Source organism: Amycolatopsis sp. VC5-11 (assembly GCF_037034185.1).
GTDB lineage: Bacteria > Actinomycetota > Actinomycetes > Mycobacteriales > Pseudonocardiaceae > Amycolatopsis > Amycolatopsis nivea.
Genome location: NZ_JBAGKF010000014.1, coordinates 80,491 through 96,048 on the forward strand (window position 1 = coordinate 80,491; position 15,558 = coordinate 96,048).

The 15,558-nt window shown below is 68.4% G+C and carries 13 protein-coding genes; 8 read left to right on the top strand and 5 right to left on the bottom strand.

Annotated elements, in window-relative coordinates; all coding sequences use genetic code 11:
- Positions 1 to 25: 25 nt before the first annotated feature.
- The 6 genes from WA670_RS32325 (at position 26) to WA670_RS32350 (ending at position 5,439) form a co-directional block, all read left to right on the top strand.
- Positions 26 to 466, top strand: coding sequence for a DUF6292 family protein (locus WA670_RS32325; RefSeq protein ID WP_336159950.1), 441 nt, complete (start codon positions 26 to 28; stop codon positions 464 to 466).
- A gap of 79 nt (positions 467 to 545) precedes the next feature.
- Positions 546 to 1,103, top strand: a complete 558-nt coding sequence (locus tag WA670_RS32330) for a hypothetical protein (protein WP_336159952.1) — start codon at positions 546 to 548, stop codon at positions 1,101 to 1,103.
- On the top strand, positions 1,103 to 2,158 hold the full coding sequence (locus WA670_RS32335; protein ID WP_336159954.1) for a C40 family peptidase: 1,056 nt from the start codon (positions 1,103 to 1,105) through the stop codon (positions 2,156 to 2,158). The genes WA670_RS32330 and WA670_RS32335 overlap by 1 nt, the downstream gene beginning before the upstream one ends.
- Positions 2,159 to 2,215: 57 nt before the next feature.
- Complete coding sequence (locus tag WA670_RS32340) at positions 2,216 to 2,902, top strand: hypothetical protein (RefSeq protein WP_336159956.1); 687 nt, start codon at positions 2,216 to 2,218, stop codon at positions 2,900 to 2,902.
- Positions 2,903 to 3,167: 265 nt separating this feature from the next.
- Positions 3,168 to 3,878, top strand: a complete 711-nt coding sequence (locus WA670_RS32345; protein WP_336159958.1) for a hypothetical protein — start codon at positions 3,168 to 3,170, stop codon at positions 3,876 to 3,878.
- 283 nt (positions 3,879 to 4,161) lie between these two features.
- Positions 4,162 to 5,439: a hypothetical protein gene (locus WA670_RS32350; RefSeq protein WP_336159960.1), complete on the top strand. Its 1,278-nt coding sequence runs from the start codon at positions 4,162 to 4,164 to the stop codon at positions 5,437 to 5,439.
- Positions 5,440 to 5,716: 277 nt separating this feature from the next.
- On the opposite strand, the gene WA670_RS32355 is transcribed toward WA670_RS32350, so the two are convergent.
- Positions 5,717 to 6,460 (bottom strand): hypothetical protein, encoded by a 744-nt coding sequence (locus WA670_RS32355; protein ID WP_336159962.1) that lies wholly within the window; start codon positions 6,458 to 6,460, stop codon positions 5,717 to 5,719.
- Positions 6,461 to 6,474: 14 nt separating this feature from the next.
- Positions 6,475 to 8,247 carry an Hsp70 family protein gene (locus tag WA670_RS32360; protein ID WP_336159964.1) on the bottom strand — a complete coding sequence of 591 codons (1,773 nt, stop codon included), beginning with the start codon at positions 8,245 to 8,247 and terminating at the stop codon, positions 6,475 to 6,477.
- Positions 8,248 to 8,580: 333 nt separating this feature from the next.
- Here WA670_RS32360 and WA670_RS32365 point away from each other — a divergent pair, with 333 nt between their 5' ends.
- Complete coding sequence (locus WA670_RS32365) at positions 8,581 to 9,099, top strand: hypothetical protein (RefSeq protein WP_336159966.1); 519 nt, start codon at positions 8,581 to 8,583, stop codon at positions 9,097 to 9,099.
- Positions 9,100 to 9,212: 113 nt separating this feature from the next.
- On the opposite strand, the gene WA670_RS32370 is transcribed toward WA670_RS32365, so the two are convergent.
- Genes WA670_RS32370 through WA670_RS32380 form a run of 3 tightly spaced genes read right to left on the bottom strand, consistent with a single transcriptional unit; the run spans position 9,213 to position 13,906 of the window.
- The gene (locus WA670_RS32370; RefSeq protein ID WP_336159968.1) at positions 9,213 to 9,746 is read right to left on the bottom strand and encodes a hypothetical protein; all 534 of its coding nucleotides are present in this window, start codon (positions 9,744 to 9,746) and stop codon (positions 9,213 to 9,215) included.
- A gap of 29 nt (positions 9,747 to 9,775) precedes the next feature.
- Complete coding sequence (locus WA670_RS32375; RefSeq protein WP_336159970.1) at positions 9,776 to 12,208, bottom strand: hypothetical protein; 2,433 nt, start codon at positions 12,206 to 12,208, stop codon at positions 9,776 to 9,778.
- A gap of 54 nt (positions 12,209 to 12,262) precedes the next feature.
- Positions 12,263 to 13,906: a hypothetical protein gene (locus tag WA670_RS32380; RefSeq protein ID WP_336159972.1), complete on the bottom strand. Its 1,644-nt coding sequence runs from the start codon at positions 13,904 to 13,906 to the stop codon at positions 12,263 to 12,265.
- 504 nt (positions 13,907 to 14,410) lie between these two features.
- Between WA670_RS32380 and WA670_RS32385 the strand changes: the two genes are divergently transcribed.
- On the top strand, positions 14,411 to 15,442 hold the full coding sequence (locus WA670_RS32385; RefSeq protein WP_336159974.1) for a hypothetical protein: 1,032 nt from the start codon (positions 14,411 to 14,413) through the stop codon (positions 15,440 to 15,442).
- The last annotated feature ends 116 nt before the right edge of the window (positions 15,443 to 15,558 follow it).

Consider the following 15,558-nt stretch of genomic DNA (forward strand, 5'->3'; position numbering starts at 1 on the left):
CTGCCACGATCGGAAGGGATCCGCGGTGAACCATCCTCCGCACCCCGCGCCGGGCAGCGCGTTCCGCCACGAGCCCTACATCCGCGCCGTCGTCGACCGGCTCGACCAGCTCGGCCTGACCGTGTCCGGCCTGCAGCTGCTGGATTCCCCAATGCCGCACGCCGCCCTGCGGATCACCGCGACCCGACCGGCCGACCCCGACGGGCCCGGCCACGCCGACCTGATCACAGTCCGGTGGCGCGCCGACACCGGGTGGACGCTGCGCATCAAATACGACACCGACGCGCTGCCCCGGGCGACCGTCCACTTCGGACGTAACCCGGTTCCCGAACCCGAGGACGTGGCCGACTGGGCCTGCTACGGGCTCGCCGAACCGCTGCTCCTCCGAACCACGGCTCCGCACGCGCGCCACTCCGACACGGACATCAACGCGGCATTGAGCAGATACCGAGAGGACGACGCCTAGACAACCGATCCGGCACCCGACGACAGACGCCGCGCACCGCGCGCACGACAGAAGGACAGCACGACCGAGGGGGACGACCATGAGCCGAACACGCCCGAAAACGGGGCGCGTACGAAGAACTCTGCGCAGAACGGGACAGATTCTGTTCGCGGCAGGCGTCATCGCGCACAGCGGCGCCGCCTGTTCACGGGCGCCGGCGCCGTCGACGCCACCGAACGCATCCGCCCTGCCGGTCGAGGCCGCGGCCGAGGTCTGCGCCCGCTTCACCGTCGCCGCGCTTTCGGTCGACACCGCCACCGACACCGGGCCCGCCGACGCGCGCCGACGAGCCGCGCAGCAGTACGGCACCGCCGACCTCGAAAACACCCTCGCGGGCGAAGGCCGCGACCGGACCTGGACAGACCTGGCCGCCCGCCGCGCACGAGTTCACGTCGACACCGAACCGATCACCGACGACCCGCAACCGAGCGACGACCGCACCGCGGCCGCGGGCGTCCTCGCGACCGCGACCGCGTCCGCCCCGGACGGATGGCGGCAGAAACTGCCCACCCTGGCGGCCTACTGCTCCCTGACACAAGCAGGCCGCGCATGGAAAGTCGCCGGCGTATCCTTCTCCGACTCCGACGGCGGCGCCTAATGGGTCTGAAATGGGCCGCGACAGCCGCGGCAGTCCTCTGTTTCGCCATGCTCGCGCTGCTGCTCGGCATGGGCGGAGGCCAGGACGCGGAACCGCAACCAGGACCGGACGACGGCCCCTGGAGCACCACGCTGAAACCGGACGCGGTTCCGGACTGGGCGCGCGCACCCCTGCTGCACGCGGCACAACGCTGCCCCGAAGTCACCGCACCGGTGCTCGCAGCCCAGATCGAGACCGAATCGAACTGGAACCGCTTCGCGCACAACGGAAAATCCGGAGCCGACGGACTCGCGCAATTCCTTCCCGGAACGTGGGCGCAGTACGGCGTCGACGGCGACGGCGACGGCCGCGCCGACCCCCGCGACCCCGCCGACGCCATCGAAACCCAAGCCGCCTACATGTGCTACCTCGTCGCCTTCTGCCGCAAGAACAGCGGGCTGCGCGGCGACCTGCTCGACCTCGCCCTCGCCAGCTACAACGCCGGCCCCGGCAAAGTGAAAGACGCCGGAGGCGTGCCCCCGTTCGCCGAAACAGTGCGCTACATCAAGAAAATCCGCGACCTGGCCAACACCAAGTACGGCAAAACCGAAACGCCGCAGAACTCCGGCGGACGTGCCGGGGCCGTGATCGCCCGCGCCGCCGAACAAGCGACAGCGGAAACCCCGTACGCCTGGGGCGGCGGCACGCTGGAAGGACCCAGCCGGGGAACGGGTCGCGACAGCGGCGTCGTCGGATTCGACTGCAGCTCCTTGGCCCGCTGGGCTTACTACCAGGGCACCGGGCGGCAGATCACGCTGCCGCGCACGTCCACCGAGCAGTTCACCGCCACCCGCGGACAGCCGGTGTCCGTCGAGAACCTGCAACCCGGCGACCTCATGTTCTGGGGTTCCGGCGGGGAAATCCATCACGTCGCGCTCTACATAGGACAGGGCCGCATGATCGAAGCCCCGCAATCCGGCCAGGTGGTCCACGAAACCGCGATCAGGGTCAAAGGCGACTACGCCGGTGCCGGGCGCGTCTTCGGCGGCCCGATGGACATCGCCGCCAACGGGTGAACCCCGGCGAATCGGCGCAGACCGGAGAAAACGAAACGAGAGAAAAAGGGAGACCGCATGACAACACCGCCCAGCGAAGGCCCTCGGCATCACAATTTCCGCGGATTCAACGGGGTCGAGGTCGTCGGCACGCGCCGGGACTTCGTCGCGCTGGACCCGGAACACGGGCACGAGGCGTTCGTGGAGCATTTCCGCCGGGCAGGCCAGGAACACGCCCGCCGGCTCACCCGGGATTTGTGCGACACCACATTCAAAACCGGGAACATATCGCTCGATCTCGACGAGGCGATCGCGAACTACCGGACCTACACCGAGGCGCACGTCGCCTACACCGAAGGACTGTGCAAAGGTCTCGCGGAACACGGCGACCTGCTTCGCGGCGTCATCGCACTGCGCGACAGCCACATCCCCGACCAGGTCATCATCCGCGGAGACCCGGCTCTGGCCAATGTGCACTGGATGTCGGACGACCAATGCCGCGAGGCGGCCGACTACCTCGACAACATCAGCGGCAGACTGGCTGACCGCGCAGGAAGAGTCCCATCGCAGAATTCCCCGGACCGCCAGCAATCCCTCGCCCAAGCGCGCGCCGACGCTTTGGCACGTCACCCGCGACAGTCGGCCGCCGACGGGCAATCACGACGCAGCGACCCGCAGAGAACGCTTGCCGTCCGGCCCGGCACGGCCGGAGGGCGGCACGCGGCCGCAACCGAACCGCAGCACCGCGGCCGCGGGCGGCGCTGATGCAGCTGCACCGCATCCCGGCTCGCCGTGTGCACCCGGCGACACCACTACACCGCCACCGCGGCCATCGACACCGCCCGACTTCCCAGCGCGGGCCGCATCCTGTAGTAGGCGCGTTCCCGACCGGCACGCGCCGGGGACAGGCATCGACTCCACGCACGAGTGACCGGCTCGGCCCGCGGCAGGTGCGCGCGGCGGCCGCGCCGGGCACCGAGTCGAGAGGTATGGGGGCGGCGAAGGCGGCAGACGACATCAGGAGGCGTCGATGAGCGAACCCGGTGAGGTGTACGCGCCACGTCATGGCGATCTGGTCGGCCGGACACAAACCATACGGCTGCCCGAAACCTGGGATCCGGAGGACTGGGGCGGCTGGCAGTACATGCTCGGCGCCTACACCAAGGAAGGCGACGAGTTCAACTTGTTCTACAGGCCGCCGGACGAAAGTTGGACGGTGGCTCTCTTCCTGGAACGAGGAAAGCCCATCTTGCTCAACCCGGTGATCGTCGCGGTCAACGAGGCGGCCCACTGGAAGTACTGGCCCGATTGCCTCGAAGACCTGCAGTCGCTTCTCTCGCAGGTGGCCTCGTACGGCTACGCGCGCGAATTCGACGACGGCTGGGACCTCCGTGCCACGGTCACCGCAGCCGAAGCGCGCGCGGCGATCGCGGCAGACGACGCGCTCCGGCCGATCTACTATGACGACAAAGACTGGCGCTTCACAGAAACCACTGATGTCGTGCCGATTCTGCGGGTGGGCAGCGGCGGGCTTCCGCCGCGAATGACTCCCGCTTCGTTCGCGACCAATGTGCCCATGGACGCTCAGCGGCCGGCACCGAGGCGACAGCAGCCGGATTCGGCCCGCGATCCCTCCGCACGGTCGGCTGCGTCGACGTCGCAGGCACGCCAGCGTCCCGGTACTGCGGGGGCCCGGCACCGCGCAGCGACACCGCGACCAGGGGAAGGACGGACACGATGACCGCGAACCACGGCAGAAGAGACTGCGGCGAGCGAGCCCGGTGACGACGCACCGCGGGCACAACAGCACCGAGCACCGCGTCCAGAGACGACGGTCCCGGAGCGGCTACGGGCATCGGCGACTGTGCACGCGAGGCGGAAAACGCCGCCAAACAACGGAAACCTGAGGGGGAAGCATGGAAGGGAACCGAGAACACCTGTCGTGGGGGTTCACGGGAGAACGTATGTCCGTCCGGATAGGGCGGCGGGTCGTCGAGATACCGGACGGAGTCGCGGAGCACCTCTTGGACGACGACTACCTGCTGCCGGGCGACGATCCCGCGAAAGACTTGATCGAGTTCGAGTCCGAGTTGCGCCGGACCGCGTTTCACGCCCCGGTGCTGCTGCGCATCCGACGCGCTTGTCCGGCGCGACGACTTCAAGGTCGGCGTCCTCGCGAGACAGCCAGGCCGCAGCCTCGATTGCAACCGCGTCGACCGCTGGATCACCTGCCGCCGTTACACCGTCGCGGCATCCGGGATCAGCGACGAGAAGAAGAACGACCTGACCTGACCTGCAAAGCGGTCCGAAACGCGCACAGCCGCGACAAAAGCGAGGGGGCAGTGATGAGTGACGAGGACGACGATCCGGCGCTGGTGGTGATCTCGCTCGGCGCGGGAGTTCAGTCCACGGTGCTGGCGCTGATGGCGTGCGAGGGAGAGTTGCCGAAGCCGGACGCCGCGATATTCGCCGACACCGGGTGGGAGCCGAAGCGGGTCTATGACCACCTCGACCGCCTTGAACACAGCCTGTCTGAAGCGGAGATCCCTCTGTATCGAGTGTCGGCCGGGAATCTGCGTGACGATGCGCTTGACCCCGACCACCGGTATTGCTCGGTGCCGTACTTCATCCGGAACCCGGACGGCTCGGACGGCATGGGCCGTCGTCAATGCACTGACGAGTACAAGCTGACGCCGATCAAAGCCAAAGTCCGGGAACTGCTCGGGTGCCCGCATCCGAAGCGGGTGCCGCGCGGCGTGTTCGCCGAGCAATGGATCGGATTTTCCGTCGACGAGATCGGTCGCGTGCGCGACAGGCTGGACGTGCAGTACGCCCGCCCGCGGTACCCGCTGCTGGAACTGGGGATGTCTAGAAAGGACTGCGTGCGGTGGCTGCGGGTGCACGGCTGGGGCTCCGTGGCGAAGAGCGCGTGCAAGGGCTGTCCGTTCCACGGCAACGCCCAGTGGCGCGACCTTCGCGACAACCACCCCGACGAGTGGGCCGACGTCGTCGAGTTCGACCGCCAGATCCGCAAGGGTGGTGCACGCGGTCAGCCGCTCAATGGCGAGGCGTTCCTGCACCGATCCCGGGTCCCGCTGGACGTCGCGCCGATCGACCGCGTGACCCGATCCGAATGGGCCGAGCGGCAAGGCGACCTTCTCGACCTCATCGCCGACGTCGATGCCGGACTGTGGGAGGACGGCGACCCGGATGGCTGTTCCCCGTACGGATGCCGTTCCGGAACGGCCGTTGCCGAAGTGGAGGTCGGAGAGCACGCGTTGCCAGATCGCAGAGCTGCTTGACCCGTCGGGCAGAGGTGCGTGGGCGCGGCGACCAGGCCCGGCTTCAGGACCTGCATTGCGTGCTGACGGGGCAACGCAACTGCCGGGTGCGGCCCACGCCACGCACCTCGCCGACTTCTGACCACGGCGTGCAGCACGAAGACCTCGTGTGCGGCGCGGGCGTCCTCGCTGCCGTCCGCGCCGCACACTGAGTCCTGCATGAGTCATGATCAAACTCCACCCGGAACCCTCTGCCGAAGTCACCCCTGGCAGACGCAACACAGAGGGTTACCGTGCATCAACCGCGAGACGTGCGGCCCCCGGGACCAAACTGACCCCGCCCGGATCGCATGCACCCTTCTGCCGCCGTGTACACGACCTGCTGGCTCAGGCGTTGTCCGTTGACGGTGTATGCGGGGATGACGACGAACGCGACCGGGTCGTCGGCATCGCACAGCGTCCACGGCTGCTGCGTTTCGGTCGGCCGGGCACCGGCTTCGCAGGAGAAGTCGAGGCTGACATGGCCGCCATGGCGTTCAGCCTGCAGGATGATGTCGCCCATTCTCGCGGCCGCGTGTCGCGCGAACGTGCCCAACTCTTCGTCGTCCGAGCCGACGGGCAACGCGCGGCGCGTCGTGGAATCGCACAGCGCGCGGCACCAATCGGCGTGTGCCTGTGCGAGGTTCCGGCGACTGTCTGTTGCCGACGGTGCGGACGACTTCCGTGCGAGATGGTGAAGGTCCTGCTCAGCGAATCCGCGGAACTGGTTCGCGACGGTGCAGTGGGCTGCGATGTCGGCGGATTCGCCTGACCTGCGCCCCGAGGTGAGCGCGACGCGGCCCTGCCGTGCGGTGTAGAGACGCGACGGCTCGGCATCCGTTCCTGGGGCAGGATCGCTCGTGCGGGAGGCCGGCGTGCGTGCCCGGCCCGGGAATCGCCTGGCTGTGTTCAGCACTGATTCGGCCAGCGCCCGGCGGAGGGCGGCGATCGTCATCCGGTCTCGCTTAGGCGTCGGGGAATCTGGCTCGTAGCTGGTGCTCACGGTGTCGGTCCTTCTCAGAGCGCGTGGAATTCCAGTGTTGCGTCTTGTTGTTCTTTCGTGCTGAGGAGGGTCACGACCGCGGAAATCTCCGTTTCCCCGAACGACAACTTCGTTTTCGTGCGCCGGTCGCGGATGTGGAGTTGCATGGTGTCGTCGAGATCGGTGACGATCTCGCCGACCTTCACGCAGCCTGCATCGGTGCTGTATCGCGGATCGCGATCAAGCGTGCGGTAGATCGGCGTGACGACGAAGCGCTGATCTTTGTGCACCGGCTCAGCGACGGTGGTGACGGCATGGTTGCTGGGAATCGGATCCCCGGCGCGTACCAGCACCTTCACCCGGTCGACGCACAGCTTCTCGCCCTCCCAGCTGATCGTGGAGGGCCGTCCGCGGTCGAGTTCGGGATCGAACTTGATCGACCTGCCGATGGCGTAGGTGTGCTTCGATCGGCGCATCCGGGTGTGCGGGTCGTAGGCGAAATGAACTGCTCCCCTGAGCACTGCCTCGGACGGTTCGGGCACGCACAGGACTGTGGCTCGGTCGGCTAGGTGTCGGGCGAGGCGTTGCTGCAAGTAGGGCGAGGCGCCGAATCCGCCCACCAGTAGCACGAGTTCTTTCCTGTCGGAGTGGTCGGTCTGCCTGCGGATCTCGTCCAGTTGGCGGTCGACCAGATCGAGAATCGTCGGAACGACGGATTCGAAGATCTCCCGGATGTCGGTTGCGCTGACCACGATGCTGTCGCCGATGCCGTCATCCTGCAGTTGCGGCAGTTGCTCGACGGCTTCGGCGCTGAGCCGCCGGAACAGGGGCAGAGGCAAAGCCAGATAGATCGGATGGTTCCGTTCCATGTCGACTGTGAGTTTGGAGCGTTCCCACCCGTCGAGCAGTTCTTCGATGGCGCTCGGGCACTCGTGCTTCAGCCTTTGGTACTCAGCCGGCCCTCCGAGCCGCGGAACCAGGATGCGTCGCTCGAATGCGCGGTTGAGGTAGTAGGAGCCCGCTTTGTTCCCAGAGACCCGGCCGATCTCAACCATCTTGCCGTCTTCTTCGCTGCGGTAGGCCGTCGTGTCTACGGTGCCACCCCCACAGTCGGCGACGATGAACCGAGCGCCCGGAGCCATCAAGCTGGGCCCCGTCACGCCGTCGACCCCGAGGACACTCACGCCGGCGACCCGCGCGTAGTGCGCGGCGGCTTCCGGTTCGTAGGCCAGCATGAGGCGTCCCTCCTCCGCCGGCAGTCCGGCGGCTTCGGCGGCCAGGCGCATGACCTGCTTCTGGTAGTCGTCCCAGATCGCCGGAACCGTCAGGCACCATCGGATGTCGTCAGGTGTGAATCCCCGCTTTCCGATCTCCGCCACGGCGATCTCGTACACCTCGCTGAGGTACTGGGTGATCAGTTCGCCAGGCAACGGTTCGTCGTCGTTGAGCGCCAACGACGGGAGGTCGTCAGTGTCCTCGGCGGCTTCCGCCAGAGACATCTTGAAACCTTGCACGAGTCGCATCCCTGCGGCTCGGTTGCTGGCACGCAGCTCCTGCCACCGGCAGTAGGCATCGTGTCCCCAGGTGACGACGTTGCCGTCGCGGTCCAAAAGCAAGCACGTGCGCGTTTTCGGGTACGGAACGGGCGCGGCGGGCCATTGGGTGTGACTGTAGATCTGACGGTTCTCTGGGGATTCGTGCAGCTCGCTGACGACAGTCCATGCGAAACCCGTGGCGTAGGTGCCGAAGTCGATGGCCGCGACGACCCGGCAGCGTCGCACGGCCTTCCCGGTTGCGTTTCCCGTCATTCTTCGCTCTCTCATGTCGTGCGGAGCCAGCGGGGTCGAACAATCCGCTGGCGGGATCGCGGCGGACAGTACGTCTCAGGACCGACACAAACCGTGGCCTCTCCCCGAAAAAGAGAGCTTCGAGAGCGCGAATCACCCGATGGTGTGATGCGGGTCTGGACGGCTAATTCGCCGCCGCGTCAGCGGGGCCGGAGACTGACGGGGGTGATTGCTAGCTTGTCTCGCATGCCACGCCCAACTCGCCCGAATCCCGCGCCCAAATCCTCGGGACATCTCTATCTGGTTCAGTTCGACAACGGTGTGCTCAAAGCGGGGTGCACCGCTGATCCGGCTGTGCGAGTCGAGCAGCACAACCGCGACGCCGGACGGTACGGCCTTACGGTGGTGAAGACGTGGATGTCGGACAGGGTCGACGACACCCGGACGCAGGAGGCGCGCCTTCTTGCCGTGCTCGAGCGACTGGGCCGTCGCACCCATCACGGTCGCGAATACTTCACGTCGGTCCCGTTCAGCATCGCCTGCTATCAGGCTGAGCACATCGACCGTGTGCGCCGCGAACGGTGCTGTTGCGGCAAGTGCGTCGATCCAGTGTGCGTCATCGCGGACGCAACGGTCGTGGGCTTGCCCGTCCGCACCGGCACAGGGCCGGACGGGGACTTCGCGCTCATGCTCGGCTGCGGAGCCACCGTGAGCGCGAGTTTCTCGGATCCGGATCTGGAAGCGGGCGGACGTTACCCGCTCAGGGTGGGCGATCGGCTCACGGTCGAGTTGGAGACAAGCGGAGTCGGGCGCTGGATCGCCTTTCCGTGCGGAGATCCGGTGTCCGAGCCCCCGTTGGCTCTCGGCGACTGACCGGGCCGGCGCCTCCTGCATGACAGGAAAAGGTGGACCGGCCTCGTGCAAGACATGCGGGCAGCCGGCGGGCCATCGCCGCACGCGTGCATGATGCCGCCGCCGGTCGGCGGTTACCGCCCGGACAGAAGGGACTTCTGGCGTCCGGATTCGACCAGTGCACCGCGTGCGGTGTCGAGGAGGCAGGCGACGATGCCGGACACGGGACGGTAGATGTTCTCGCCTTGGTTGACCGCATACCAGATGCGCGCGGCTGTAGGGGAGAGGGTGTCCGGGCCAAGGTTTCCTGTCCACGGTTCGGCGATTTTCTGGTCGAGCAGGTCGGCCATCTGTTCGCGGCTCAGCATGGCAGCGGGCTCGGGCGCGGGGTTGTCGAGTAGCCGGTTGGCGAGGATTCGCTGGACTCGGCTGACGACCTCGTTGATCCGTTCGACCGGAGGATCGGGCAGGGCGGTGACGTCCTGTGCTTCGCTGAGTGCCGTCGCGAGGAGTTCGGGCGCAGGTGCGTATCCGTCGGCGGTGCTGGAGGACACGTGCCAGATCCGGGCGGCGGTCCAGACGCGTCCGCCGGGGCCGACCGGGTGGGTCCAGGGCTGGGCGTGTCCGACGCGGATGAGGCTCGCCATGGTGTCGCGGCTGATGGGCATTGCTGCGGTCTCCTCTCGGTAGGGCGCGGTCATCGGCCGGTGCGCGGCTGTGTGGCGGGAATCTGGTGCGGCGGCAGGGTTTTGCGTGCAAGGTCGGCGACTGCGGCGAGTCTGTTGTGGACTTCCCCGACCGCTTGCAGGGCGGGGATGTCGCGGTCGGCCGTCACCGCGGCGATCGCCCGGCGGGTCTCGGCGGCCGCGCGTGCGAGGGCGGCGTCGGACACGATTCGCAGCGATGCGGCGACTTTCGCCGGTGACAATTCAGGGGTGTTCCGCATCGAGTCGAGGGCGGCGGCGTCCAGGATCGGGTGGTAGGGGAAGGCGAGGCCTCGTGCTTCATGGATGACGGCGATGTAGTGGGAGGCTTGGCCTCGTGCGCGCAGGTCTTGGATGGTGCGCCAGGTGTTGGCGTGCAGCGGGCTGGCGAAGACGTCGGGCGTGAGGTTCAGGATTTCCTCGGGAACGTCGGTCATGGTCCCGGCGTGCAGGAGGACGTGGATCAGGTGCCGTTCGGCTCGGTCCAGCCGGGGGCGGGTGATCGCCCGGAGACTGTCGGGAAGCTTCCAGCGCGAGTTCTCGCGCTGGGCGATCGCGGTTGCCGCGGCGCGGTCGCCTGCTTCGTTCGGGCCGGTCAGCCGGGTGGCTTCGACGAGCCGCTCGGTGATGCCGCGCAGGTTGGCGTCGATCGTCGTGAGGTTCTGCACGAGGGCTTCGGTCCGGCGGTCCGCCGGGCGCGTGGAGGTGCGCTGCAGGGGCACGAGCGGGTCGGTGCGTTCGAGCATGGCGCCGGCAGCGTGCAGTGTGCGGGCGGCTGCGTCTTCCACCACCATCATGCCCAGGTGCAGTTGCGCGACGGGGTCGTAGACCGAGCGGGTGGTCGCGGTCCCCGGCGGGGCTGCGGCGTCGAGTTGCTGCAGCAGCCGCAACGGGTTCGCGACGGAGAGCCGGGTGTATTTCGACGGGGCGGCCAGGAGCGCGGCGTGCAGGGTCCGCCGGTTCTGCCCGGCCACGTGCATCCGGGCTTTGTCGGAGGTGAGGGCGGGCGAGCGGATGTCGAACAGCAGGCCGTCGTTGTGCAGTCCGACGAGGATTTCGTAGGCGGCGCGGGTTTCGGTGGTGGGGAAGTCGCGGGCACGGAGGAACGCGGGCAGTCCTTGCTTGCCGAGCGCGGAGGGCGCGTGCAGCAGGCCGCCGAGGAGGGCGTGCTCGGGCGGCCGTGTCGGGTCGTAGCGGTACGGGCGCGGCGGAGTAGCCGGAGCAGCTGGCGGCGGGTGCGCGGCCGGGGGAGCAGCCGGTTCGGCGGGCGACGGCGCGGCGTCCGCAGGCTTCGGTGACCTGTCCGGTTGCGGTTCGGGGGCGCGGGGGATTCCGACGACGGCGGTGGTGACGGTCGGCGCGGCCGGGTTGAAGGCCCGGGCCTGGTCCCGCTGCCAGAGCCCGATCGGGGTGCTGCCGAAGGCCTGGGCGGCGCGGAGGTAGGCGCGGTGCGCGGGGTTGTCGAGGATTCCCGCGGCCCCGAGCGCGATCGCGCCGAGGTACTCCGCCAGCGTGCGGTCGCCCGGGAACTGCTGCAGCGCGTCGAGCTGTTCGGCGCGGTCGCGGTGGTACCAGTCCTGCAGCCCGGTCGCGATCTGGGCGAGGAATTCGGCGGTCTGGCGCGGGTGCGGGGTGTGCATGACGAGGTGCATCGCTTCCGCGCTCGGGGAGTGGCCCGGGTTGGTGGTGTGCAAGGTGCTCAGGAGGCACACGAGTGCGTCGCGCACGCCGGAGTCGATCGGCGGCCCGGCGTCGATGTCGGCCAGACGGCTCTCCACTGCGCGGGCGAACAGTTCGCGGCTGCTGGTGTCTTCACGCGTGAACCCTCGCGGGAGGGCTGTACCGGTCTCGACTGCGGGAGACAGCTCGAGGGGGTTGCCCAGCATGGTGCGCAGGCCGTCCGCGGTGACCGCTTCGTACAGGCGCATCGCCCTTTGGCGAGCGATGCGCACGTCCTGGGAGCCCGGCAGGCCCTCCCCGCGTCGTCCGGACGGTCGAGCGTCGATGCCCAAGTGCTGGCGCAGGCGCTCGGCGATCTCGCGCAGGTGCGCGGATACCGCGGCGGCGGGGGCGTCCTGCAGAATCTGCGCGACGTCGTCCCCTTCCGCCGTGCGCCGCACGCCGGCGTCGGCGAGGGCGTGCAAGGCATCGACGGTGGCGACCTCCGCGCCGAAATCCGCCGCGCGGCGGGCCAGGTCGGCGGACGACGGGAACGCGGTGCGTGTTGCGCGTGCGGTGTAGGCCTCCTGCAGAAGCTGCAGTGCGAGCGGGTCGATCCGGAGCGCGGCCGCGGCCACGTCGTCCGGGCCGGGGCTGTCCGGAGCCTCCAGGCGCGGCGAGGTGCGGCCCCCGTCGGCGACGGGGGTTCTCGGTGCCTGCGTGCTCGCGGTGCCCGGTGGTGTGTCGGTGACGGCAGAGTCCGCCATCGTCGTCTCCCTTCTTCGGTCTCGCCGCCTCGTTGCTCGGGCGGCGGGCGGACGTCAGCGGCGGCGGGGGATGTCCTGCGGCGGCGGGGACGTCGGCGTCCGGTGCGCGACAGGACGTTGCCGCCGGGCCAGCGCCGTGGTCGCCGCCGCGCGCTCAGTGGCGGTGACGGCGCGGTCGCCGTGTGCCTGGGCTTGCGCGGCAAGGTCTTCGCGCGCGGGCGTGGCCGGGTCGTCCTGCTGCGCGAGGTGCTCGGCGGCGCGTTCCTCGTCCGCTTCGGCGCGGGCCCGCAGCGCCGTCGCTTCTGCGTCGGGATCGGGGATCCCGTTTGGGTACTGGACGGCCAGCAGGTCCCGGACGTCCGGGTCGTCGGCGAATTTCTCGGCGATCTCGCGTTCATAATGTTGCGGTACCGAGCGTTCGTCGCGTTCGGCGCGGGCCCCGAGCATGAGCAGCGCTTGCCGGCGATCGGCAGGATCGGTCGGGTCGAGCCGGGCTGCTTCCTCCGCCAGCGCCTGCTCGGCGGCCAGGTCGGCCGCGGGCTCGGTGATCACCGCGACAGCCTGATCGCCCTCTTTCTTGTCGTGGACCCGGTCGCCTTTGGCCAGCCCGCGCAGCCTGTCGTTCAGTTTCGGGAACTTCGCCGTGAGAGTGCCGTCGACTTCGGTGCCCCAACGCCCGAACCCGAACTCGGCCTCCAGTTCGTGAAGAGGGTTCGCGGGCTTCAGATTGGCCGCCCACGCCCTCGCCTGCTGCGGGGTCTGCACGTCGCGGATCGAGTTGGGTGCAGGCTCGGCCGCGCCCGGGGCGTCCGCTCCCGGGCGCGGCGCGGGAACGTTCGGAGGGGCGGGCACCACGCGCCGCAGGTAAGTCGGACGGTCGCGTGCCTCGGTGATGGCCCAGTGCGCCATGGCGGGGTGTTCCTCGACGTCCGGGTCCCACCGCGGCACGTCGCGGACTTGTTTCGCGAGCAGATGCGGGTCCGCGCCGACCCGCCACACCTCGCTGTTGGCGAGCGAGTGCAGCTCGCGCCACGCGGAGTTCAGCGGGTGCCGAGGATCGCGCACCACGACAAGGTCCGCCAGGTGCTCGGGCAGCACGTCGCGCAGCGCCGACTCCCACTGGTCCTCGGTCAGCACGAGCGGCACCGTCTGCGGGCCGCTCGCGCCGGGCAGCGGCGCCGACTGCACGAACTCGCCCGGTACTGGAGAAGTCGCGGCGAGCGACCACAGATAGCCGAGATGCTCCGGCGTGCCGTAGGCGCGCAGGTGGTAGGTCATCGCGAGGGCGTCCTCGGCGTCCCGGCACGCCAGCATCACCCGCGTCGGCACCGGGGCCTCGTCCTGCCACGCGGTGGCCTCGACGCCCCACTGGCCTGTTGGGGCTCCGTCGGAGTCGACCAACTGCGCTGGGACGACGGTCATCGACTCGTCGCCCACCCGCTGCTCCGCCAGCGACGACGGGACCCGGCTGCGCCATTCGGCGATCTCGTCACGGGTCATCAGCCGCAGCGGCGGATGCCGTCGCGCCGCGGCCTTGCGAGCCGCGTCCCGGGCATCGGACGCCGCCAGCCGCTCGGCCTGGCGCTCGCGCATGCGCGCTACAGCCTGCGCGATCGCCCCGCTCACCGCGTTGAACATCTGCGCCCACTGCCACAGCTCTTGCGCGGACAGCGTCAAAGTTGGAACTTCGTCGGACATCGGTGGTCCCCCCGAACCGCTGCCGGAGGACCGATCACCGCCTGGAGACCTGACCGACCGGCAGGCACTGCTGTTGCCTCACCGTTCATCCCCAGCGCGTTGTTCGCCGCTGCCACCGCGCCGGCACCGGAGGAAGTCCGGATACCGGTGGGCGCACGGTGGCGTGGACCCTAGTGCTCAAGCATCACCCTCGTGCAGCTACGTTGCGTGACCTGGCTGTAGCGAAAGTGCGTGCTTGTGCGTATACCTGATCACCATAGCCGAAAAGTCGCTACCAGTAGTAGTCGACGACAGGAGTGGAGCTCAGAACTCAGAGGGCATTCGTCGCTCGAAGTGATCTCTCTGGTCGTCCGCGCCAGCCTCGGGCGGTTCTCACCGGGGGGCGTGTATCTACGACTGGCATGCCGACCGTGCGCGCAAGTTCGTCGCCGTCCGCCGGAGCTACGCCCGGAAAGTTCACGTCACTACCAATGTGTTCTGGCTCTTCGACGTATCGTCATTGCCATGAGCAACCACCACGAACGGCGGCGGATGGCTTTCGGCTGGATGGCGTTTTGCACGCTGCTCGGACTGGCAGTCCTCGCCGTCGCTGTGGGAGGGCAGGAATGGTGGCAGTGGCAGGGGATCTGGCCCAGCATCCTGACGAACGCAGGAACTGCGTTCCTGCTTGCCGCCTTACTCTTCGTGCTGGAACGTCGTTTCACCGGCCGGGTCATCCAAGCCAACCGGAGGGCAGTCCGCGAAGCCGCCGCCGAAGTCGAGGAGAACCTTCAGCATCGAACCGATGACCTGGCAGCCCGCATCGACGATCTGCAAGCCCAGGTGGATCAGCGCCTCAACGCCGAAGCCGAATCGCAGGATACGGTGGTCGCCGGGCTGGAAACGCCGACCTACGACACTGTTAGGGAAGCGCTCACGGAGGCCAACCACCTAAATGCCCTCAGCGGAGGCACCGTCACGGTCCAGGCCAGCCCGGATCCGGCCGGTATCCGGTTCGCCTTCTGCTACGGCACCTACGTCGAGGCGGGGCCTGCTGCGCTTCCTGCGGGACTGCGTCTGGAGATCGAGGCCCGTGTTCCGCGCGATCCGGTGAACACCGGCCCCGGTCGACTGATCATTGCTGAGGAGTGGCGACCGGAGGACACTTTCACGGATGTCGCTTCCCGAATGACCGCACAGTTACGGCGAAACGGCCATTGGGCCGGGCCTGAGACTGTCGACTGGTCACTGACCATGCGGAACCTGCGACGCAGCCTTGACTTGGCGATCGCTGCCCGACGAGGTGATCCGGTCCCGTGGCGCCTGCACGGCCCATTATTTCAACTGGTCGGTACGCGATGGGCCATCACCGAGGCTGGAATCGAGGACGAGCGCACGAACGACGTTGTCCTCGCCCCATCCGACTTCCCCAAGAAACCGTTCGGCCCTCGTTCTGTGACGACGAGCTGGCACCCCAACCCTCCCGCCGACGCGGATCTCGTCGAGTGGCGATCCGTTGTCATGCTCGGACAAGAACGGTTCCCTCTCCGGCAATGAACTCCGCATCTCGGAATGATGAGCTGGCAACCCTTCACCGGTCTTCGTTGACCAGGCGTCGGTTTTCGCTGCCGATTAAGGCCACTATTCATCAACCAGTGGGCCTTTGGTTTTCT

What these genes read in the sequence shown, in the direction of transcription:
- WA670_RS32345 (WP_336159958.1), top strand. Translation starts at nt 3,168, where the DNA reads ATGAGCGAACCCGGTGAGGTGTACGCGCCACGTCATGGCGATCTGGTC.
- WA670_RS32330 (WP_336159952.1), top strand. Translation starts at nt 546, where the DNA reads ATGAGCCGAACACGCCCGAAAACGGGGCGCGTACGAAGAACTCTGCGC.
- WA670_RS32370 (WP_336159968.1), bottom strand. Translation starts at nt 9,746, where the DNA reads ATGCCCATCAGCCGCGACACCATGGCGAGCCTCATCCGCGTCGGACAC.
- WA670_RS32385 (WP_336159974.1), top strand. Translation starts at nt 14,411, where the DNA reads ATGAGCAACCACCACGAACGGCGGCGGATGGCTTTCGGCTGGATGGCG.
- WA670_RS32375 (WP_336159970.1), bottom strand. Translation starts at nt 12,208, where the DNA reads ATGGCGGACTCTGCCGTCACCGACACACCACCGGGCACCGCGAGCACG.
- WA670_RS32335 (WP_336159954.1), top strand. Translation starts at nt 1,103, where the DNA reads ATGGGTCTGAAATGGGCCGCGACAGCCGCGGCAGTCCTCTGTTTCGCC.
- WA670_RS32380 (WP_336159972.1), bottom strand. Translation starts at nt 13,906, where the DNA reads ATGTCCGACGAAGTTCCAACTTTGACGCTGTCCGCGCAAGAGCTGTGG.
- WA670_RS32360 (WP_336159964.1), bottom strand. Translation starts at nt 8,247, where the DNA reads ATGACGGGAAACGCAACCGGGAAGGCCGTGCGACGCTGCCGGGTCGTC.
- WA670_RS32340 (WP_336159956.1), top strand. Translation starts at nt 2,216, where the DNA reads ATGACAACACCGCCCAGCGAAGGCCCTCGGCATCACAATTTCCGCGGA.